21 protein-coding genes are annotated in these 17,079 nt (G+C 34.8%); 9 read left to right on the top strand and 12 right to left on the bottom strand.

Annotation, left to right across the window (positions count from 1 at the left end):
* Window positions 1-259 precede the first annotated feature (259 nt).
* From ACIQXF_RS02120 to ACIQXF_RS02090, 7 genes are all read right to left on the bottom strand, one after another.
* Window positions 260-1,009: a polysaccharide deacetylase family protein gene (locus tag ACIQXF_RS02120; protein ID WP_402778479.1), complete on the bottom strand. Its 750-nt coding sequence runs from the start codon at window positions 1,007-1,009 to the stop codon at window positions 260-262.
* 162 nt (window positions 1,010-1,171) lie between these two features.
* On the bottom strand, window positions 1,172-1,621 hold the full coding sequence (locus tag ACIQXF_RS02115; protein ID WP_402778476.1) for a DinB family protein: 450 nt from the start codon (window positions 1,619-1,621) through the stop codon (window positions 1,172-1,174).
* Between the two features lie 292 nt (window positions 1,622-1,913).
* Entirely contained in the window at window positions 1,914-2,390 is a 477-nt protein-coding gene (locus ACIQXF_RS02110) for a hydroxymyristoyl-ACP dehydratase (RefSeq protein WP_402778473.1), read from the bottom strand.
* A 277-nt stretch (window positions 2,391-2,667) separates the two neighbouring features.
* Complete coding sequence (locus ACIQXF_RS02105; protein WP_402778471.1) at window positions 2,668-3,426, bottom strand: glycosyltransferase; 759 nt, start codon at window positions 3,424-3,426, stop codon at window positions 2,668-2,670.
* A 130-nt stretch (window positions 3,427-3,556) separates the two neighbouring features.
* Entirely contained in the window at window positions 3,557-3,751 is a 195-nt protein-coding gene (locus tag ACIQXF_RS02100; protein ID WP_402778468.1) for a hypothetical protein, read from the bottom strand.
* A gap of 115 nt (window positions 3,752-3,866) precedes the next feature.
* On the bottom strand, window positions 3,867-4,292 hold the full coding sequence (fabZ, locus tag ACIQXF_RS02095) for a 3-hydroxyacyl-ACP dehydratase FabZ (protein WP_402778466.1): 426 nt from the start codon (window positions 4,290-4,292) through the stop codon (window positions 3,867-3,869).
* Between the two features lie 231 nt (window positions 4,293-4,523).
* A complete protein-coding gene (locus ACIQXF_RS02090; RefSeq protein ID WP_402778464.1) occupies window positions 4,524-4,730 on the bottom strand; it encodes a tautomerase family protein in 207 nt (68 codons plus the stop codon).
* A 230-nt stretch (window positions 4,731-4,960) separates the two neighbouring features.
* On the opposite strand from ACIQXF_RS02090, the gene ACIQXF_RS02085 reads away from it, so the two are divergent.
* Window positions 4,961-5,581, top strand: coding sequence for a LysE family translocator (locus ACIQXF_RS02085; protein ID WP_402778462.1), 621 nt, complete (start codon window positions 4,961-4,963; stop codon window positions 5,579-5,581).
* Between the two features lie 112 nt (window positions 5,582-5,693).
* Window positions 5,694-6,152 carry a DinB family protein gene (locus ACIQXF_RS02080; protein ID WP_402778460.1) on the top strand — a complete coding sequence of 153 codons (459 nt, stop codon included), beginning with the start codon at window positions 5,694-5,696 and terminating at the stop codon, window positions 6,150-6,152.
* 216 nt (window positions 6,153-6,368) lie between these two features.
* Here the strand turns inward: ACIQXF_RS02080 and ACIQXF_RS02075 are convergent, their stop codons facing one another.
* Both ACIQXF_RS02075 and ACIQXF_RS02070 read right to left on the bottom strand, forming a co-directional pair.
* Window positions 6,369-6,911, bottom strand: a complete 543-nt coding sequence (locus ACIQXF_RS02075) for a GNAT family N-acetyltransferase (RefSeq protein ID WP_402778457.1) — start codon at window positions 6,909-6,911, stop codon at window positions 6,369-6,371.
* A 99-nt stretch (window positions 6,912-7,010) separates the two neighbouring features.
* Entirely contained in the window at window positions 7,011-7,187 is a 177-nt protein-coding gene (locus tag ACIQXF_RS02070) for a hypothetical protein (RefSeq protein WP_402778455.1), read from the bottom strand.
* A 132-nt stretch (window positions 7,188-7,319) separates the two neighbouring features.
* On the opposite strand from ACIQXF_RS02070, the gene ACIQXF_RS02065 reads away from it, so the two are divergent.
* A complete protein-coding gene (locus tag ACIQXF_RS02065; RefSeq protein WP_402778452.1) occupies window positions 7,320-7,781 on the top strand; it encodes a GNAT family N-acetyltransferase in 462 nt (153 codons plus the stop codon).
* Window positions 7,782-8,025: 244 nt separating this feature from the next.
* Here the strand turns inward: ACIQXF_RS02065 and ACIQXF_RS02060 are convergent, their stop codons facing one another.
* Window positions 8,026-8,502: a DUF4871 domain-containing protein gene (locus tag ACIQXF_RS02060; RefSeq protein ID WP_402778449.1), complete on the bottom strand. Its 477-nt coding sequence runs from the start codon at window positions 8,500-8,502 to the stop codon at window positions 8,026-8,028.
* A 145-nt stretch (window positions 8,503-8,647) separates the two neighbouring features.
* Between ACIQXF_RS02060 and ACIQXF_RS02055 the strand changes: the two genes are divergently transcribed.
* A complete protein-coding gene (locus tag ACIQXF_RS02055) occupies window positions 8,648-8,830 on the top strand; it encodes a hypothetical protein (protein WP_402778447.1) in 183 nt (60 codons plus the stop codon).
* A 756-nt stretch (window positions 8,831-9,586) separates the two neighbouring features.
* Here ACIQXF_RS02055 and ACIQXF_RS02050 read toward each other — a convergent pair.
* Window positions 9,587-12,670 (bottom strand): hybrid sensor histidine kinase/response regulator, encoded by a 3,084-nt coding sequence (locus ACIQXF_RS02050; RefSeq protein ID WP_402778444.1) that lies wholly within the window; start codon window positions 12,668-12,670, stop codon window positions 9,587-9,589.
* 433 nt (window positions 12,671-13,103) lie between these two features.
* Between ACIQXF_RS02050 and ACIQXF_RS02045 the strand changes: the two genes are divergently transcribed.
* From ACIQXF_RS02045 to ACIQXF_RS02025, 5 genes are all read left to right on the top strand, one after another.
* Window positions 13,104-13,568 (top strand): DUF4429 domain-containing protein, encoded by a 465-nt coding sequence (locus ACIQXF_RS02045; protein WP_402778441.1) that lies wholly within the window; start codon window positions 13,104-13,106, stop codon window positions 13,566-13,568.
* Between the two features lie 504 nt (window positions 13,569-14,072).
* On the top strand, window positions 14,073-14,318 hold the full coding sequence (locus ACIQXF_RS02040) for a YkuS family protein (protein WP_402778438.1): 246 nt from the start codon (window positions 14,073-14,075) through the stop codon (window positions 14,316-14,318).
* 480 nt (window positions 14,319-14,798) lie between these two features.
* A complete protein-coding gene (locus tag ACIQXF_RS02035; RefSeq protein WP_402778436.1) occupies window positions 14,799-14,942 on the top strand; it encodes a YjcZ family sporulation protein in 144 nt (47 codons plus the stop codon).
* A gap of 339 nt (window positions 14,943-15,281) precedes the next feature.
* Complete coding sequence (locus tag ACIQXF_RS02030) at window positions 15,282-15,377, top strand: YjcZ family sporulation protein (RefSeq protein WP_402778433.1); 96 nt, start codon at window positions 15,282-15,284, stop codon at window positions 15,375-15,377.
* Between the two features lie 183 nt (window positions 15,378-15,560).
* Entirely contained in the window at window positions 15,561-16,229 is a 669-nt protein-coding gene (locus ACIQXF_RS02025; RefSeq protein WP_402778430.1) for a hypothetical protein, read from the top strand.
* A 290-nt stretch (window positions 16,230-16,519) separates the two neighbouring features.
* On the opposite strand, the gene ACIQXF_RS02020 is transcribed toward ACIQXF_RS02025, so the two are convergent.
* Window positions 16,520-16,957: a DUF4362 domain-containing protein gene (locus ACIQXF_RS02020; RefSeq protein WP_402778427.1), complete on the bottom strand. Its 438-nt coding sequence runs from the start codon at window positions 16,955-16,957 to the stop codon at window positions 16,520-16,522.
* Between the last annotated feature and the right edge of the window lie 122 nt (window positions 16,958-17,079).

Genomic DNA, 17,079 nt, shown 5'->3' with positions numbered 1-17,079 from the left:
CTATGTATGAATGAATTATACCTTTTTTTGTTAAAGAGTTTTACCTTCATTTATGAAAAATCCGACACAAAAACACCTCCGATTTAGGTCGGAGGTAAAGGACTGGGGAAATCTTATGAATGTTGTGGCGAGGTGATTTCTGTTCTAGGCTACTCGTTTCCTGATAGCAAGCGTCGAGCCGCTCCCCGCGTTTTGGTTGCTGTCGCTTTTCTTTTACACAAAGCGGTCAGTTGGAACTGAAATCAACCCCACGTTTCGCTTATTGATAAATATCTTTTTCTGAAGCCATCTGCACTTCAAGTAATTCCGAAACTGTGACAAAACGATATCCCTGCTTTTTCAGCTCGGGTAAAATTCTTTCCATTGCTTTCACCGTCTGCTGACGATTTCCGCCTCCATCATGAAAAAGAACGATATTACCTTCCTTTACACCTTTTAACACCGTATTGACTATTCTGCTTGTCCCTGGACTTTTCCAATCTAAAGTATCTAAATGCCATGACCACATGACGACTTTATAACCTTCTTTGGCAATTGCATCTATCATCGCATCTGAAAACTGCCCTTCAACAGGTCGGAATAAAGTAGGCGTAAATCCTGTAATGCTTTGAATGCTGTCATTTGTTTGCTTAATTTCCTTCAGTAAGTTTGGTACATTTGTCCGTAAAGGATGCGTAAATGTATGGTTGGCTAGTTCATGGCCATCCTTAAACATTCTTGCAACAACCTCGGGATTTTTTTCCGCATTTTGACCAACGATAAAGAAAGTCGCTTTCGCATTGTATTTTGCTAATAAATCTAAAAGCTGAGATGTGTACTTACGATGTGGTCCATCATCAAAAGTAAGGGCAACTATTTTCTCATCCGTATTGATTTCCCATACAATTTGTCCTGATTCTTCATAATACTTTCTTCCTTTATTTTCATACGTGCTTGCGCCGGCTGTTAGCGAAAAAAAGGAGACCGTTACAAGGCAAATAAGTAATAAAAATAGAAAAAATTTTTTCAAATCCTCACTTCCCCAAATAAAAATTTAGTACCTTATTATTTGAGGAATCATAAAAAAAATGCTTCATTTTTGATTTTTGTTGGCGTATAGAATGCGCAAATTAGCGTATTCTTAATGAAGAAATCAGAGAGCACAGCTAATGCTTTACTGAAGGTAAAGGCTTCATTTTGAAAGAATCTGTTTTTTCAAATGATGTTCCATATGGTCTAGATAGTCTTGGATAAGCCATTTAAAAGTCTTGATTTGATTATTCCCTAAATCACATTGAAGGACTAGCTTTTCATAAGGAATATTTTCAATAATTCGAATAATTTTTTTATTCAAATTTACCCATAAATCTAATACTTCCCCAATAGGTAATTCTTGATATCCTTGGATTTGCACCCATAGAACTTGGTCATATGGAGTTAGTAAAAAGGGCTGGTGATCGTATTGTATTTTAATAAACCGTTCAAGATTATTAATCGCAGAGTCGCATAAATGACCTAATATTTCTTTTTTGGACCACTTATTAGGCGCTGGACGTTGTGATATCTTAGATTCAGAAATTTGATGAAACTCCTCTGGGACCTTATTTATCCAAAAATTTAGTTGATCAATAATACTTTGCATATTTCCACCCCTAGAAGTTTATATTTTGTTTCTTTATGACAGATATTATTTGATATATATATATACTATTTTAGCAGTCATGTTGATTAGGAGAAATAAGTTGATGATTAAACCAATAGAAGGTTGATATTTTGCTTATGTATACTCATTTAAAGCTGATCGTAGCGGACTACTGTACATGTGTTTTGCGACCAAAGCGTAGCGACAGGAGCACAAAGAAGGACTCTACGCACGGTCGCAGGAAAGCGAGTAGCCCGTATCGGGAAATCAGCGTCTTCTACTTAATATTCAGCTACTTCTTATAAAAACTTAAATAATAATCAATTAATTTGATGACTTCATTTATTTTTTTATATTCTCTTTCTATTTTATTTGAAATAAATAAAACAGCTACATTAAAACTTAAAACAGTCAATGCAAATATTTGAACAAACGAAATGCCAATCATCAGCTTTACATTTATGGCAGAAACAATTATTGCAAACAAAGATAGTATGACGCCACTCAATGTAATAAAAATAGGTTTAGATCTGATAATTTCATTTGCTTGTAATGTTAAAATACCTAATAAATATTGAATTTCTTTCTTTTCATATTGTTGATCAAAAATCACAAAATAGGACATGTAAACATCATTTGAGAGATTTTCACTCAGTATATTTTTATGGATTTTTTTCACTAATCGATCACAAAAATCTTTATCTAATGCTTTCTCAGGTATAAATAATACCTCTTTTTTTTCTAAAATGTTTGTGCTGGGATGCTTCAAACCCCCTCATCCTCTCATAGTAGTTTACCTGATTTAATGACTATATTATGAACAGAAAACTTGTTAGTCAGAACAAAGTCACCCAAATCTTTCAGTCTATAAAATTATATGAAGGAATGCACATTGTATGTTATCTTCGACAATATTTTAAGTAATTGGTGAGAAAGCAACAAAGTTAAAGTACTTGTTTTCCGCCAGATACGGTATTAAAAAAACCACTCGCTTTTTCAACAAAGTGGTCTAATAGATTAAGTTGGCATACAAGCATTGAGAATTCTTATCTCCCCTGATCTTCATAATAGGCTTCATTCGCAGCCTTTTGATCGGTACCCTTTAAATAAGCGAAAATCATGCCGGGCCGTTTCACTAACACCCAGTCACCATAACGGTCAAATCGTCTGCATGAAGTAATCATGCCATTTTTAATCGTTCCGTATTTTTTACCGTTCTTCTTACCCCATACTTTCAATCGCTTTGCGAAATCAGCGTCTTCTGCCATTAGCATAGTTTCGTTAAAGCCGTTTATCGCTTGAAAATCTTTTTTGTAGCACCAAAAAATTCCTACAGAAACAAAACCATATTTGAACAGCAAGGGAACAATCAATAACAAGGTAGAAACGATGATGCCAAAGGAAACCCTTTCAAAATCGCCATTTACGCCTCCTCCAATGTATTGATTGCTAGCTAAGTGCTTATCAACCTCAGATAGGAAGTGTTCTGTCATTCGTGTATCAGCATCAATGGTAACTAGGATTTCACCTCGTGCTAAAGCCGCTCCAGCATTTCTAATTTTCGATAAATTTTTATCGCTATTGTTCAATGTCACGCAATTGTATGAATGTGCGATTTCCTCTGTTTTATCTGTACAACGGTTTAGCACAACGATGACCTCAACCTGATTTTTATAGGATTGTGCTGCCTTGGCAATTGACTCCAGGCACTCTCCAATATAATGTTCTTCGTTATGCGCAGGTATGATAACGGAAAATTTCACATCATCTTGACTATCATTTGTAAATGGTTTGCTTTCCTTCATGTAAAATCCCCCCTTTCTTACAATATTTAGTTCCTTTATTTTAAGTATATCAATTTTATGTTTTAATTCTATATAAATAAATGAAGAAGACAAAAAGAGGTAGTTTTGATTTACCTACTGTTTTGTCTTCTTATTTTGATTTACCTTCATTAGAGTTTCTTTTCTTTAATCTGCTTAAGCCAAAAACAGTGGATGCAAAAATAAATACACCTGTAGATAGCCACATTGCTATGCCATTCCAAGCACCGTTAAATACTGTAATATTTGTTAGGGTAATTACATGCATAATACAGACAGCAACAAAAAGAGCTAAGGTATAGTTCATGAAACTCCCTCCATTCACTAGTCTTCCTAAATTATATTCAACAAATATTTCCAAAAACCTTTTTAAAAATACAAAAATGCTGTAATGATTTTTACAGCTCTGTTAAAGCAGGTTGTTAGCTTCCAAATGCAAAAATAAGCTCTGTTTCACAAGCTATTTCTCCGTCTACTGTGGCGATGCCTCGTCCTTTACCAATAGCTCCTTTTAAACGCGTAATTTCCACTTCTAGACGTAGCTGATCACCAGGTTTCACTTGTTTTTTAAAACGACAATGATCAATTCCCGCAAGTAAACCAAGTCTTCCCTGATTTCCTTCTTTTGTAAGCATTATAATGGCACTAACTTGGGCTAATGCTTCAATGATCAGTACTCCTGGCATCACTGGATAATTAGGAAAATGTCCTTGGAAAAATTCTTCATTGATTGTTACATTTTTAATTCCTACCGCTCTTTTTCCCTCCTCCAATTCCAAAACCTTATCGACTAAAAGAAATGGATAACGATGTCTAATGACTTCTTGTATTTGTTGTGTATTTAGCATATTATAACCTCCAAATAATTCATCACCTAATTCTATCACTAAATATTAGTAGTTGGTACTATTTTCAATGTTCTGAGTGCAAAATAAAATGCCCCCCTGTATATAACGGCTTATATGATAAAAATAATCATTGTTACCTTTTTTTAAGTATTCCTTGCCCCTCCCTGTATTTATCTTTTTACTTTTTCTAATGGATTCTAATTTATTGTTTCCCCAATGTATGTGACTCTTTTATTTACCAAAACCTTCACCAAACTTTGTAGAATGGAGTTGTCCACCCGTAGCCCAATTATCTCGATCGTATTCATCAAATACGACAGTGACCCATTCTTCTTTAACATTTAATATTCTGACAGCTTCGTTCGTCACTACCTCAACAAATTGTTGTTTTTGTTCACTCGTTCTTCCTTTTGCTAACTTAACCGTAATCACAGGCATGAAATCTCCTCCTATTAATCTACTTTCTTGCTTGCTCATATAATACACAATCCTATGTAAATATTCCCGTTATATTTTCTGATTTTTATAAATAGTTGAACTCATTACTATTTAGTGTTTCATTATCGACAGCGAGATAGTAGATGGAATATAATATTTTTTGCATTCATTCGCCATTCTAGTAATGGTCTTACAAGAATGTTTAGTTTATTAGAATAGGATGGTTAAGCATGTTATCTTTTATTGCAATAGTTCTTCTCTTATTTTTAATTCCTGGTCCTGCTGTTATCATTACTATCACACAAACGCTTAAAAGTGGTAAAAAGAACGGGATTTTCACTGCACTAGGCATTGGGCTAGGTGACTTAGTCCATACATTAGCTGCTGTTTTAGGTCTATCAGCCATTTTAATGAAATCTGCTACTGCGTTTGAAGTAGTGAAATATATCGGTGTTGCTTACCTTGTGTATTTAGGGATTCAAATGCTACTGACAAAACCTCAAAAGATAGAAAAACCGACAGTTGAGCAAAGCCCTTCAAGTACATCATTCCGACAAGGTTTTTTAGCGGAAATTTTAAATCCAAAAACAGCATTATTTTTCTTAGCGTTTTTACCACAATTTGTTCAGCATAATGGTCAATCTGTCACGATGCAATTATTGATATTAGGCATTACCTTTGTTGTCATGAGCGCTTTGTACACTATATTACTAGCCATCATTACAAGCTTTATTGGTGAAAAAATCTTCACGAAAACAACAAGCAGTGGTTCACGTTGGGTTGAAAAGGCTGTTGGCTTCGTTTATATAGGTTTAGGTGTGAAATTAGCGCTACAAACTCAAAGTAGATAGGTATTAGGAAGAACACGAGTTATACGTGTTCTTCTTTTTTATTTTCATTGACAGGAAAAATGAGCGTTTTTATCAAATATAGTAATGTATAAATAGAAAAGGGGTTGAACACATGAAACAACGTCATAAAATTCTATTCCAACAGCTAAAAAGCTATCGAAATGAAGTATTGCAGGTATTAGAAACCGTCACGAAAGAGGAAGCTGAAGTTATACCAACTGGCTTTCATAATAATATCCGCTGGAATATGGGACATATTTATCTAGATCAATTTTTATGGATTGAGACTTTGACAAAAGAAAAAAATGCTGATCTTCTTCCTTACCAATCATGGTTTGGATACGGCACATCTCCGGCTAATTTTAATGAGGAGACACCATCGTTTGAGGAATTAAAGGAGCTATTAAAAGCTCAACCTCGACAACTAAAAAAAACATACGGTGGTCGAATAAAAGAAAAATTTCCTCCTATTGATATGGGGATGCAGACAATTGAGCAAGTTTTAATCCGAACAATTTTCCATGAAGGCATGCATTTACAAACGATAATAGACATAAAGAAATTTCTGTAATCCATGCAAAAGACCAAATGTAAACTTGGTCTTTTGCTCTGTTGGTAACCTTTCAATCAAGGTATTGTTGATCCAACTCTTCTTTTAATTTGAGATAGTTCTCCCAAGTATCTTCTATATTAGGATTCTCTATCTAGGAACGTTGCTTCATTATCGTGTAAAAAACGCCCTTTATCGGAAATAATCATTGGCAAATTCGATTCCCACTTCCTTTATTTAGGTTCCAAGAACAAGCCCCATCTCAATTCGTACTTCCTTACTTTCAATATCTTGATTGGAGTAACTTATTAGATCACACCCAATAAGATGAAACCCATGCTTCTTATAAAATTGAATGGCTGGGTAGTTGGAAGTTTGTGTTTCTAATACGATAGCCCTTACTCCTATTTCTGCTGCCCGTGTTTTAACAATAGACATTAGCTTGCTACCAATCCCTTGATGCTGAAAAGACTGATCAATATGTATATCATTTACTCTTAACACATTATGCCACTTCTCATGGCTGAAGCTAATAATGCCCACTTCTTCTCCTTGTAACTCAACAATATAGCATTCAATATCTTCTATATAATCCTCAAAAATTTCCCCTTCTAAATACTTGTGAAATACTGTTTCAAAATGTTTGATTGTAAAGTCAATTGACCAACCATTTTCTGACTCTTTGTAGGAGACATCGTAATATCGATTAGAGCTATATTGATAAACAATTTTCTTACCATTAGGATATTGTTCTTTATAAATCCTTCGTATTTGCAACATATTATCATCCTTTTTGTTTTTATCTTATTGCAAATGGGTATAATTGTAAACCATATGTAACTGCCTATAGACCATGTAGTCTATAAGCATTTTTTCTCTTTACTGTTTTGGAGTATTGGCAGTAAGAGGGTTACTATTTGCTACGATTTGTACGGGTGTAGTTGTTTTCTGAATAGATGGAGCCAGCTGTTGTTCATTTTGAAAATTAAATTTCCCTAAACGTTTCAGAGCGCCAAAAATGGCAACACCAATTACTCCCCAAGTAAGTAATCTCACTAAAAATACCTCCTCTCTCAAACATAGCTTTAGTATTGGAATTTACATGCGCATTATACTGACATAGGTTATGTGAAAATTTCAGGAATATAGTATAATGTATCTTACAATTTAAATAAACGGAGGTATTTTATGGATATAAAATTTGCAACTTTAAATGATATCCAGCAAATTGAAATTTTATATGAAGAACTTTTTTTAGAAATGTCAAAACTACAACCAATGTACATAGCTCCTGCAAAACAGGATGTTGGGTTTCTGAAAAAAACAATCATTGAGGATACATCAGATATTTTAATTGCCGAAATCGACAACTGTATAGTTGGCTTTTTACTTATACAAGAACTAACTACTCTTCCCTATTCTTGCATTGTAACGCATCAATATGCTTACGTAACCGATGTCATTGTAGGAAATCAATATCAAAGCAAAGGCATTGGCTCTGTCTTGCTAGAAGAGGCTAAAAAATGGGCACTTAATCGCCAGTTAGATTACTTGGAGTTAAATGTTTTAGCAGAAAATAGAGGTGCTATTGCCTTGTACAAAAAGCATGGTTACGAAGAAAAGAGCCATACCATGCGCTTAGAATTTTAATTAATTTGGGTGTAGCCTGCTTTAATAGAATATAAAGTAGGCTACGTATCAATCGGCACTCAGGTTCTGTCATTTCTTTATACACAGTTTATTGTTATAAAATTAGAGGAAAAGGACGCCATCTTCTAAATTTAGATTTCCGTTAAACAAGGTTTAGACCAATTTTTAGTCAATTAATAAGCGTACTAACTACAAATTATCGATTGTATTAGTAAATAATCAAAATAACTTACTGCCTGTTATTTTAGGTTTGTACTTTTACATAAACACTATCAACTAACCTTCCATCAATATAAGCATCTAGCTTCCACATGCCTCCTTGTGGGAAAGTCATATTGGTTGGGGCGTGGTTATCTGCCCCACCGTTCGGTCCAATTAACTTAGCATTCGTAACCAATTCCATTTCTATATGCGTCAATTGGTGAGTACCCTTTACAATTAGAAAGTCACCTGTTTTGACGCTATCTCCCCAAAAGTGCCAGCCATACTTTCCTGTTTTGTTCGCAACTATATTCTCTCCTTCATTATGCGTAAATCCTAATAATTGCGGTTTACCAATCAAGCTTAAATTCTCAGATGTAAAATGTGAGCTTTCTTCCCATGCAACCTCTTTAGCTATAGCGAGTATCTGGCTATCCTGTTCAATGATATCTTTTGATTCTTTATGTGAACACCCCACTATTATTAGCCCACAAATTACAACACCTAAGATCTTTTTCATACCATTAATCTCCTTTTATTTGTTTAACGATCGCCATGCTAATTTTGTTACATAACCAAATTTTATCAGTGCAATTTCCGTTATATTCTAGGTGTAATGTGCGCAATCTAAAACGTAACCAATTAACAAAATGGAGGTTAGTGAAATGAAAAAATTATTGTATATAGGTGCCATGGCAACATTTTTACTCACTGCCTGTTCTTCACATGATGAAGCTCCAGCTAGTGAGCAGGCAGAAGCAAAAGAAAAAACTGTTAATGCCGAGACAAAAGAGAATCTCGAAAAAAATGCTCTAGATGAAATGGTGGTACCGTCTCATAATAATTGAATCCCTATGGTGAACAGATAACAAATTATGGTGGTTATCTGTTCTTTCTTGTATTTACTTATAGAAGTAACCTCGAAATTCTTTACTTAAGGATGTGAATTAAATGAGAATTGAAACATATATGTTTAAAATTTTTTGGTATTGCTAAGAAGAATGATCGAGTTCGCGCAGTAATAAAGACAAAAATGACCAGGTACTCAAATAAAACGTGAGTACTGGTCATTTTTAAAAAAAGCTCGTCGCTTTGATGGTTCTATCCGTCTCTTTGGCATTTCTATCGGTCACTTCAACCTTTCTATCCTTCTCTTCGGCGCAGCTATCCGTCTCGATCTTCGTATTTCTATTAATACAGCTTCTTTATTCGTCCTATCCGTCACTTTGATGGTTCTATCCTTCTCTTCAACAATTCTATCCGTCGCTTCGGCTCAGCTATCCGTCTCGGCTTTCACTTTTCTATCCATTCGACTTCTTTATTCGTCCTATCCATCGCTTTGGCATTCCTATCCGTCTCTTCAACCTTTCTATCCTTCTCTTCGGCTCAGCTATCCGTCTCGGCTTTCGCTTTTCTATCCATTCGGGTCCTATCCGTCTATTTGTCATTTCTATCCGTCACTCTTCATTCAGTAGGTGTTTGGACACGCACTGAATGAAGATAAAACGAACTGCATCGCCATTGTTAGGGCATATAACTAACAATGGCAGATGCAGTTCATATAGAGATGTTTGTATTTACTTATATCACGGATTCTCTTTTGATTATTGTTCCTCTTTAAAAACAATAAACGATATGGATGTCCCTTGATTTAGTTTACTTTCAATTCGAAGTCCCTCACCGTAGTATTGCTTTAATCGAAGGTCTGTATTTAGCAACCCAATGCCAGTTAGACTTTTCGCTTTTCTTTGAAGTAAACCTTCCATCGTTTCTTCATCCATTCCCATACCATCATCTGCTACAGTGATTTCAATGTACGTGTCGTAATCTAAAATGCGGATATGCAGATTTCCTCCGCTTACACGTTTCAATATACCGTGTTTCAACGAATTTTCAATCAATGGTTGGATGGAGAGGGATGGAATCATTATCTCCGTAGATACTTCCAATTCCCACGTAACTTGTACCCGCTCCCCAAAACGTTCCTGTTGAATATATAAATAAGATTGTACAAGATTTAACTCTTCCTCTAGCGGAATAAGCTCATCAATATTTTGAAACTTAAACGATCCCCTTAAAAAATCACTGAGTGCTTCGATTAGCTTGTTAGAACGCTCAAGATCAATTTCACTTAAAGTGATAATGGCATTGAGTGTATTGAATAGGAAATGAGGATGTATTTGTGCCTGAAGCCAAGCCGCTTCCATTCGAAGTCGTTCTTGTACAGATTGTTTAACATCAGTTAATGCCTTCACCCTTGATCGTAACACCAATGCATCCACAGGTTTTGTTACATAATCATTAGCACCAGATAAAAATCCATTCTCAATATCTTGAGGCTGACTCCGTGCTGTAAGCAGTAAAACCGGAAGTTCAGCTATAGAAAATTGCTGTCGAATCGTACGGACCAATTCGTATCCTGACATATTTGGCATCATAACGTCTGAAATAACCAAATCCCACTTTTGAGTTAGTAAAATTTCTAGAGCCTTACTACCGCTTGTAACCGTTACTAAGTCGTATTTTTCTGTAGTAAGTATTGTTTCGATGACTCTTAAGTTAACTGGATCATCATCGACAACTAATACTCTTGGTCGGTTTGTTTTAATAACAGGATGTTTTTTTGTATCGTCGAACGGATTGGGCGAATTCACTACTGTACCCTCTTCCTTAGGGCATTCTGGCAGTTGCTCATCTTTTGCTGTATCCTCTTCATCAGTGATAGCAGATATCGGTAAAGTGAACGTAAATTCTGAACCTTTACCCAAAACTGATTTTGCCTGTAAAGTCCCACCGTGAAGTTCAACTAATTGTTTACTAATACTGAGTCCTAGTCCAAAGCCCCCTTCTATCATTGTCTTACTCAAGGTGCCTTGCTCATAAGGTTCAAATATATGCTGAAGTGTTTCTTCATCGATACCAATACCAGTATCCGCGACGACAATTTCCAACCTATCATTTTTCACATGACCTGATATTGTCACTTCACCTTCGTTTGTGAATTTAACGGCATTATGAAGTAAATTGAAAACAATCTGGATAACCCTATTTTCATCAGCCATTACTTTGGGAAAATCTTCAGGGATTTGATTAATGAGCTGAATTGATTTTCCTTCCTGCATCACATAAAGCATATCTAAAACACCTGATACAATCGTATGAATCGAAAAAGTTCTAAGCTGTAGCTTGGGCGTATTTTCTTTTAAGCTCATAACATCGAGTAAATCATTTAACATGAGTGACATACGACGACCAACAGAAAGTACTGTTTCTAAATCCTTAACACTTTTTTCACTAAGCGAGCTCTCTTCTCTATCCAAAACAGCTTTAGAAATGTTTAAGATTCCATGCAGTGGATTTCGTAACTCATGCGAAGTATTTGCAAGGAATTCATCCTTTAACTTATCAGTCTTTTGTAGCTTCATAGCAAGTTCTTTGGTTTCCGAATAAACTTTAGCATAATCCTTAAACCATAAAATAGCTAAACAAGCCATCGTAATGATTAAATCAAAAGGATAATGAATAACCTTTATTCCAGTAATGAGAGAAATTCCATACCAAGCAATATTATTGGTAAACGCAAACATTGCTAACAGTAATAAAATATTATTATTAATGTCTTTAATGGATTTGTGAATCATCGTTATCACTGCGATAAACATTGGAATTCCTATAAGAGTAGAATAAATAGGTTGAATGATAATAACGTTGTGAGCAGGCAGTACTATTGACAACAGTGCTGCTATTGCAAACAGAATCATGAGCCAAGGCGTTATCTTAAGTAAACTTTTTGGCAGCCATTGTTTGATACATTGGAACAGTGAGTAGCCTATGCCAATCATCGAAAGGTGAACTAATCTAAATCCCCATTCATAATTGATAGGAAACCAATAAGATAATAATTTCTCATCACTTCCTAAAAGATAAAAGCTCATGGTGCTAAATGCTAATAGAGAAAAGTAAAGTAATCGTTTATCTCTATTTCCAACCAAATATAAGACAAAAGCATAGATAGCATGAATTAGAGAAACCACAGCCACCATTTGCTGCATCGTTATTGAAAATTGCGTTTCTCGGGCTAGTACATCTTCCTTTCCTAATTTAATGGAGCGAACAATTCCACCGTTACGAGGGTCCTTAAAATTAGCAGCCTGAACAATGATGTCGATTTCGTTTTGACTGTTAGCTTCAAAGGAAGCTGTATAAGGAATATTATAGGCCACTGTATGTTCCCCATTCTCCCCAATCTCACCTGATTTAGCCAACAGTCGACCATTCGCATATATTTCTGAGGCGCTTCGAACACTGGCAACTCGTATACTGTAGGTAATATTGTCTTTTGGATTGACGAGAATTCTTAGGCGATAAGAACCGTAACCATAAGGTGTAAATTCGCCCTCTTGCAAAGAAGAGCCCCATCCATCTGGAACCTGTATGTATGTAGGATTATCCTTAGAGGCTTCTAAAGACCTTTCTTTATCCATCAACCAAGTATAAGGATAAAATTCCCACTCTCCATCAAGCGTCACTAAATGACCGTCATTAAAATTCCACTTTCGTAAATCTAATTCTCCTTTTACAACATGTGGTTGATGTGTATTACTAAATAACTGAAACCATAGAATTCGTGAGCCTGTTAAAAATACTATAAACAAGCTAATAATGAGCACAATTTTTTTCTTTTTCATGAAACATAATTGTCAAAAGTTTGTGTTTTCTGTTATGAACACAAGCCCCCTTTGGCAAATAACACCTCCTCCGCAATAATATCCTAACACGGTTAGCGTTACTTTTAAATCTAATCCTAACCTGAATGCAATGAAATCGTTGATTTTGACGAACATATATTTGAAAAATCCTGCATCCTATGAAATTTTCGCTTGGATTTAAACATATTCATAAATAAAGAACAAAAAGAACAAAGGGCTAGACCATTTTACTAATGCAAATCCTTTATAATCCGATAAGTCTCTTTTTAAATAGGTTCATCACCACTGCACACAAAGTTGAATGAAGTGTAGAATGGCTTTCCAGGGAAGTGCCCATTTGGAACGGAAATCAACCCCTACTTTATGGTGATCAACGTTTTCATGAAAGATTTTATTTAAGGGAGGAAATGGAATGCCACAAGTTTTTGAGTTTAGATCAAATGGAAAATTTACTGTAACTGTGGATGACTATACGATAAAAATCCAACCAAGAGGGTTCTCAAACTTTATTAACAAAGGTGGTACAAAAGGAGAAAAATCCATTCCCATTAACTCAATCACAGCTATCCAATTTAAAAAACCTGGGCTGACTACTGGGTATATCCAGTTTGCCTATTCTGGGTCAAGTGAAACAAAGGGCGGAACATTGGCAGCCGTCAAAGATGAAAACTCCATCACGTTTGTAAAAAGAGAGCTACAACAAGCTAAAGCGTTAATAGCATTAATCGAAACGAAACGACATGCTCGTACATCCCTTGCCCAAGCTGCAACATTAAGTACAGCTGATGAAATTTTGAAAATGAAGGAGCTTTTAGATGCGGGTATCTTAACCAAAGATGAATTTGAAGCTAAGAAAAAGCAATTATTAGGTATTTAATCTAGAATTTATTCATAGACTAAATGTCATCCAACTATTGAGTTTTATCGGAGCACTTTTCTGTTTTATCGCCCAATTTTTGAACTTTATCGATTAACTTTCACGTTTTATCACACAACTTTTGAATTTTATCGATATCCACCTGCCAAAGAGCGAAAAAGGATTCATACACAAAACTGTGTGTGAATCCTTTAACTTCATGGTGTCGCCCAGTCTCCACTCCAATCAACTAATTAACATAGCATGTATCGTGTTGTTTTATAGCAAAAGGGCTTTGTCTGTGCGAAAGCGGAGCGGCAGCAACAAAGCGAGTAGCCTGAACGGAAATCCCTCATTTAAATTATAAATATTAAATTTTCGTTACCAGCGTTACTGTCTCACATCAATAAGCTGCTCTGATAGTAACATGATTGTTCATAATCCATTGCTTAAGAACAAAAAAGTGAATTCTGTGAATAATAAGCAATCCTATATGACACATTACATATAGGAGGTGGAAGAATAATGTCTAGAATAATCGGTGTTGAGCAATCATTATCAAACGTAGAAGATGCTTTAAAAGCAAAAGGATATGAAGTTATTCAGCTTCGAAACGAAGAAGATGCAAAAAAGTGTGATGCCTGCGTAATCACTGGGCAAGACAGGGATGTCATGGGTATTAGTGATCCTGTTTTAGCAGGACCTGTCATTGATGCGAATGGTCTTTCTGCTGACGAAGTACTTCAACGCGTAGAAAAATATTTTCACTAAATTATTTTTCTCGGTGCTATCAACGGAGTCTTTTGATTTCCATGGTAGCACTTTTGTTTTTATCATGCGTATTGCTCGATTCCTATTTATAGTGTTCCATGGAAAGTTGATGCTTAACCAAAATATTTACTTTGTTAAAGTAGCCATTCCTAATGTTCATTTCCCTAGTAATGCAGCAATTGATGAAAATGACTTCTTTAGGGCATTTGCTTATTTTTACATTTGTTTTTTCTTTTAGACAAATCACTATACATAAGAAGCTTACTCGTCATATTAGTATAGTAAGCTAAATATAGCTTGCAACGCCTTGACTTGTTACTGAGGGTCACTTTCATACAAGTGGCTCTTTTAATGTCTTTTTCCTCCATATACTCAACTGAATTCGTTTAACTTCTACTACTAAAGCACTTCTAATTGGATGAATACCCCCTTCATTTTCTACACCTTTACATATTATAAGGATGAAAGGAGGAATGTTTTATGGGATACTACGGCGGAAATTTAGGCAATTTTAACAGTTGCTGCTACGGTGGCTATAGTGGTGGCAATAATGGCTCAGCATTCGTTCTAATTGTCGTGCTATTCATTCTTTTAATTATTGTCGGCGCTACTTTCATGTATTAATCTTCAAAAATTCTGTTGCAACTATCACAGTATAATAAATAATTATGTATAGCTAAATTAGCCTTTCACCTCCTCATTAGGGTCACTTTTACGAAAGTGGCCCTTTTTATGTGCCTTCTGCATTTTAAGAAATCTAGTTTTACTTAATAGTAAAATTAGCTAAACTTTTCTCTCGTCATAAGTGTCTAAGTTATAAATCCATATGATATCCCTTACGATATATCTCAAAGTACACAGCATGATTATTTATTTTTTAAGCTAATGAAATGATTAGTTAAATACCACTTTTCCTTGCACCAACTATACATACAATAGTTTGTAGAAGGGAGGGAAATAATTATGTCATACTCAGGTTATGGTAACGGTTCAAACTTCGCCTTAATTGTTGTTCTATTCATTCTTTTGATAATTGTCGGCACTGCCTTCTTGTACTAAAAATCACAATAGTATCCCGTAAAATACCCGTTGCTCATAATAATAGAAGGGTGATACTAACTTAGCCTTTCATATACAAAAATACTAAGGGTTACTTTCCTCCGAGTGACCCTTTTCATTTTTTCTTCCTATTAAGTACATATATAAGATTAAATGAAGGAACACTAAGATGAGGTGTTGCTTTTGAAAAGATACATTATTGTACTGCTCATTATTTATCTTGTGGTTGCTCTGAACATTGCAGAAGCCAAAAATGAAGAATATGAAATTGTTTCAACATTGAGCAAGGAAGATATAACCTTGTCTGCTAAGAAAATAGGTAGCCTTTATAGAGATTTTAAAATTGATTTCAAAGGAGCCACTTTCTACAGACCTTTTTGGGTGAATGATACGAACCCCACCTATGCCCCACAAATATATTATGAGGACATTAACAAAGATGGAAAGAAAGAGTTAATCGTTATCTTGACGAAGGGTTATGGTACTGGGGTTTTAGATGAAGAGGTTCATGTTTTTAGAAATAAGAATGGTTTGATGAACATACTTGTCGATAACCCTATGGCGATCATCTATAAAAACATAAAAACTAAGCTAACGACCGAGAAAGCCGAAATCAGCTTGTACGGCAAAGTATTTCACATTGATATTCCCCCTTTAAACATCCAACGTACAAACTTATTTGATGATATAGCCTTTGGAGAAATTATTCGATACGAAGTAAAAGATAAGCAACTAATAGCGCGAGTTAGTGCACAAGTATCCCCTGCCAGTTTTATTGGCGAAGTTGTCATTGTTTATGAATATCGTGACAAAATGTATCAAGCAAAATCCGTTTCTTTCCAACCATATTAGCACACCGATGCGTGCATCAATCTCAACTATGTTAATAAGCTTATTCATTATTTTAAATGAGTCAGGTTGTGCGATTTTCATTCCACTCCCAAATCTCCAAAGCATTCAGACACGTTATATGAGTTAACCTAAAATTTTAGATGGTAATATCTCTTGTGTTTGATATAATTCGCAAAAGGCGATGGTAATTTTTAAAGTAAGTATGGTAGGTTTTAGCAAAAAAATAGACTGAGTTATATATGGTTAAAATCGGATATTTTTACAGTGAATAGTTTCAAATAAAAGACCAGCTATTTCTTAATAATTAAAATATTGTTGTCAATAGTCTTATCACAGCCTTCGAGTAAGTATTTTTCACTAATGTTCGTTTGTACTTTTTTAAGTGAAATACAGGTTGTTTGAATAAGACTTTTTTGCTCATTGATATTGCTTTTAGTATCAATTGTTAAATAGATCATTTCATTTTGGTATTCCAGATAATAAAACACCAGATTACCTTCAGGTGTATATCTAACTAATCTTATATTATCTGTTTTATTTTGCTGAACATTATTATAAAACTTTTCAAATCGCTCTTTATTCTCTATTTCACCTTGTTTGTCAGTTATATCTTCTAGTAGCTTTGGGTAAGGAAATATATCGGGATCCATTTTAATATCATGTGATTTATTAGGAACATCACATCCATAAATTATCAAAATAAAGAATAAAACATATATTTTTTTCATGACAATACACCTCCATTTAGTCGATTTTAGTAATAAATAATGTTTCTCTGAATAGTATATTTTTAATTTTTAAAGTAACCACTTTACCAGCTCTTAACCCCCATAAAACTGTAACATTACTC

It is taken from the genome of Lysinibacillus sp. NPDC097231 (genome assembly GCF_044761885.1).
Taxonomy (GTDB): domain Bacteria; phylum Bacillota; class Bacilli; order Bacillales_A; family Planococcaceae; genus Lysinibacillus.
Note: the sequence above shows the minus strand (reverse complement) of the source record. Positions and strands in the feature narration are given on the sequence as shown.

Bases quoted from the DNA above. Each gene is read 5' to 3' on its own strand.
- ACIQXF_RS02075 (WP_402778457.1), bottom strand. From the start codon at position 6,911: ATGTTGCAAATACGAAGGATTTATAAAGAACAATATCCTAATGGTAAG.
- ACIQXF_RS02065 (WP_402778452.1), top strand. From the start codon at position 7,320: ATGGATATAAAATTTGCAACTTTAAATGATATCCAGCAAATTGAAATT.
- ACIQXF_RS02105 (WP_402778471.1), bottom strand. From the start codon at position 3,426: ATGAAGGAAAGCAAACCATTTACAAATGATAGTCAAGATGATGTGAAA.
- ACIQXF_RS02085 (WP_402778462.1), top strand. From the start codon at position 4,961: ATGTTATCTTTTATTGCAATAGTTCTTCTCTTATTTTTAATTCCTGGT.
- ACIQXF_RS02090 (WP_402778464.1), bottom strand. From the start codon at position 4,730: ATGCCTGTGATTACGGTTAAGTTAGCAAAAGGAAGAACGAGTGAACAA.
- fabZ (WP_402778466.1), bottom strand. From the start codon at position 4,292: ATGCTAAATACACAACAAATACAAGAAGTCATTAGACATCGTTATCCA.
- ACIQXF_RS02115 (WP_402778476.1), bottom strand. From the start codon at position 1,621: ATGCAAAGTATTATTGATCAACTAAATTTTTGGATAAATAAGGTCCCA.
- ACIQXF_RS02080 (WP_402778460.1), top strand. From the start codon at position 5,694: ATGAAACAACGTCATAAAATTCTATTCCAACAGCTAAAAAGCTATCGA.
- ACIQXF_RS02040 (WP_402778438.1), top strand. From the start codon at position 14,073: ATGTCTAGAATAATCGGTGTTGAGCAATCATTATCAAACGTAGAAGAT.
- ACIQXF_RS02055 (WP_402778447.1), top strand. From the start codon at position 8,648: ATGAAAAAATTATTGTATATAGGTGCCATGGCAACATTTTTACTCACT.
- ACIQXF_RS02035 (WP_402778436.1), top strand. From the start codon at position 14,799: ATGGGATACTACGGCGGAAATTTAGGCAATTTTAACAGTTGCTGCTAC.
- ACIQXF_RS02050 (WP_402778444.1), bottom strand. From the start codon at position 12,670: ATGAAAAAGAAAAAAATTGTGCTCATTATTAGCTTGTTTATAGTATTT.
- ACIQXF_RS02020 (WP_402778427.1), bottom strand. From the start codon at position 16,957: ATGAAAAAAATATATGTTTTATTCTTTATTTTGATAATTTATGGATGT.
- ACIQXF_RS02060 (WP_402778449.1), bottom strand. From the start codon at position 8,502: ATGAAAAAGATCTTAGGTGTTGTAATTTGTGGGCTAATAATAGTGGGG.
- ACIQXF_RS02100 (WP_402778468.1), bottom strand. From the start codon at position 3,751: ATGAACTATACCTTAGCTCTTTTTGTTGCTGTCTGTATTATGCATGTA.
- ACIQXF_RS02045 (WP_402778441.1), top strand. From the start codon at position 13,104: ATGCCACAAGTTTTTGAGTTTAGATCAAATGGAAAATTTACTGTAACT.
- ACIQXF_RS02030 (WP_402778433.1), top strand. From the start codon at position 15,282: ATGTCATACTCAGGTTATGGTAACGGTTCAAACTTCGCCTTAATTGTT.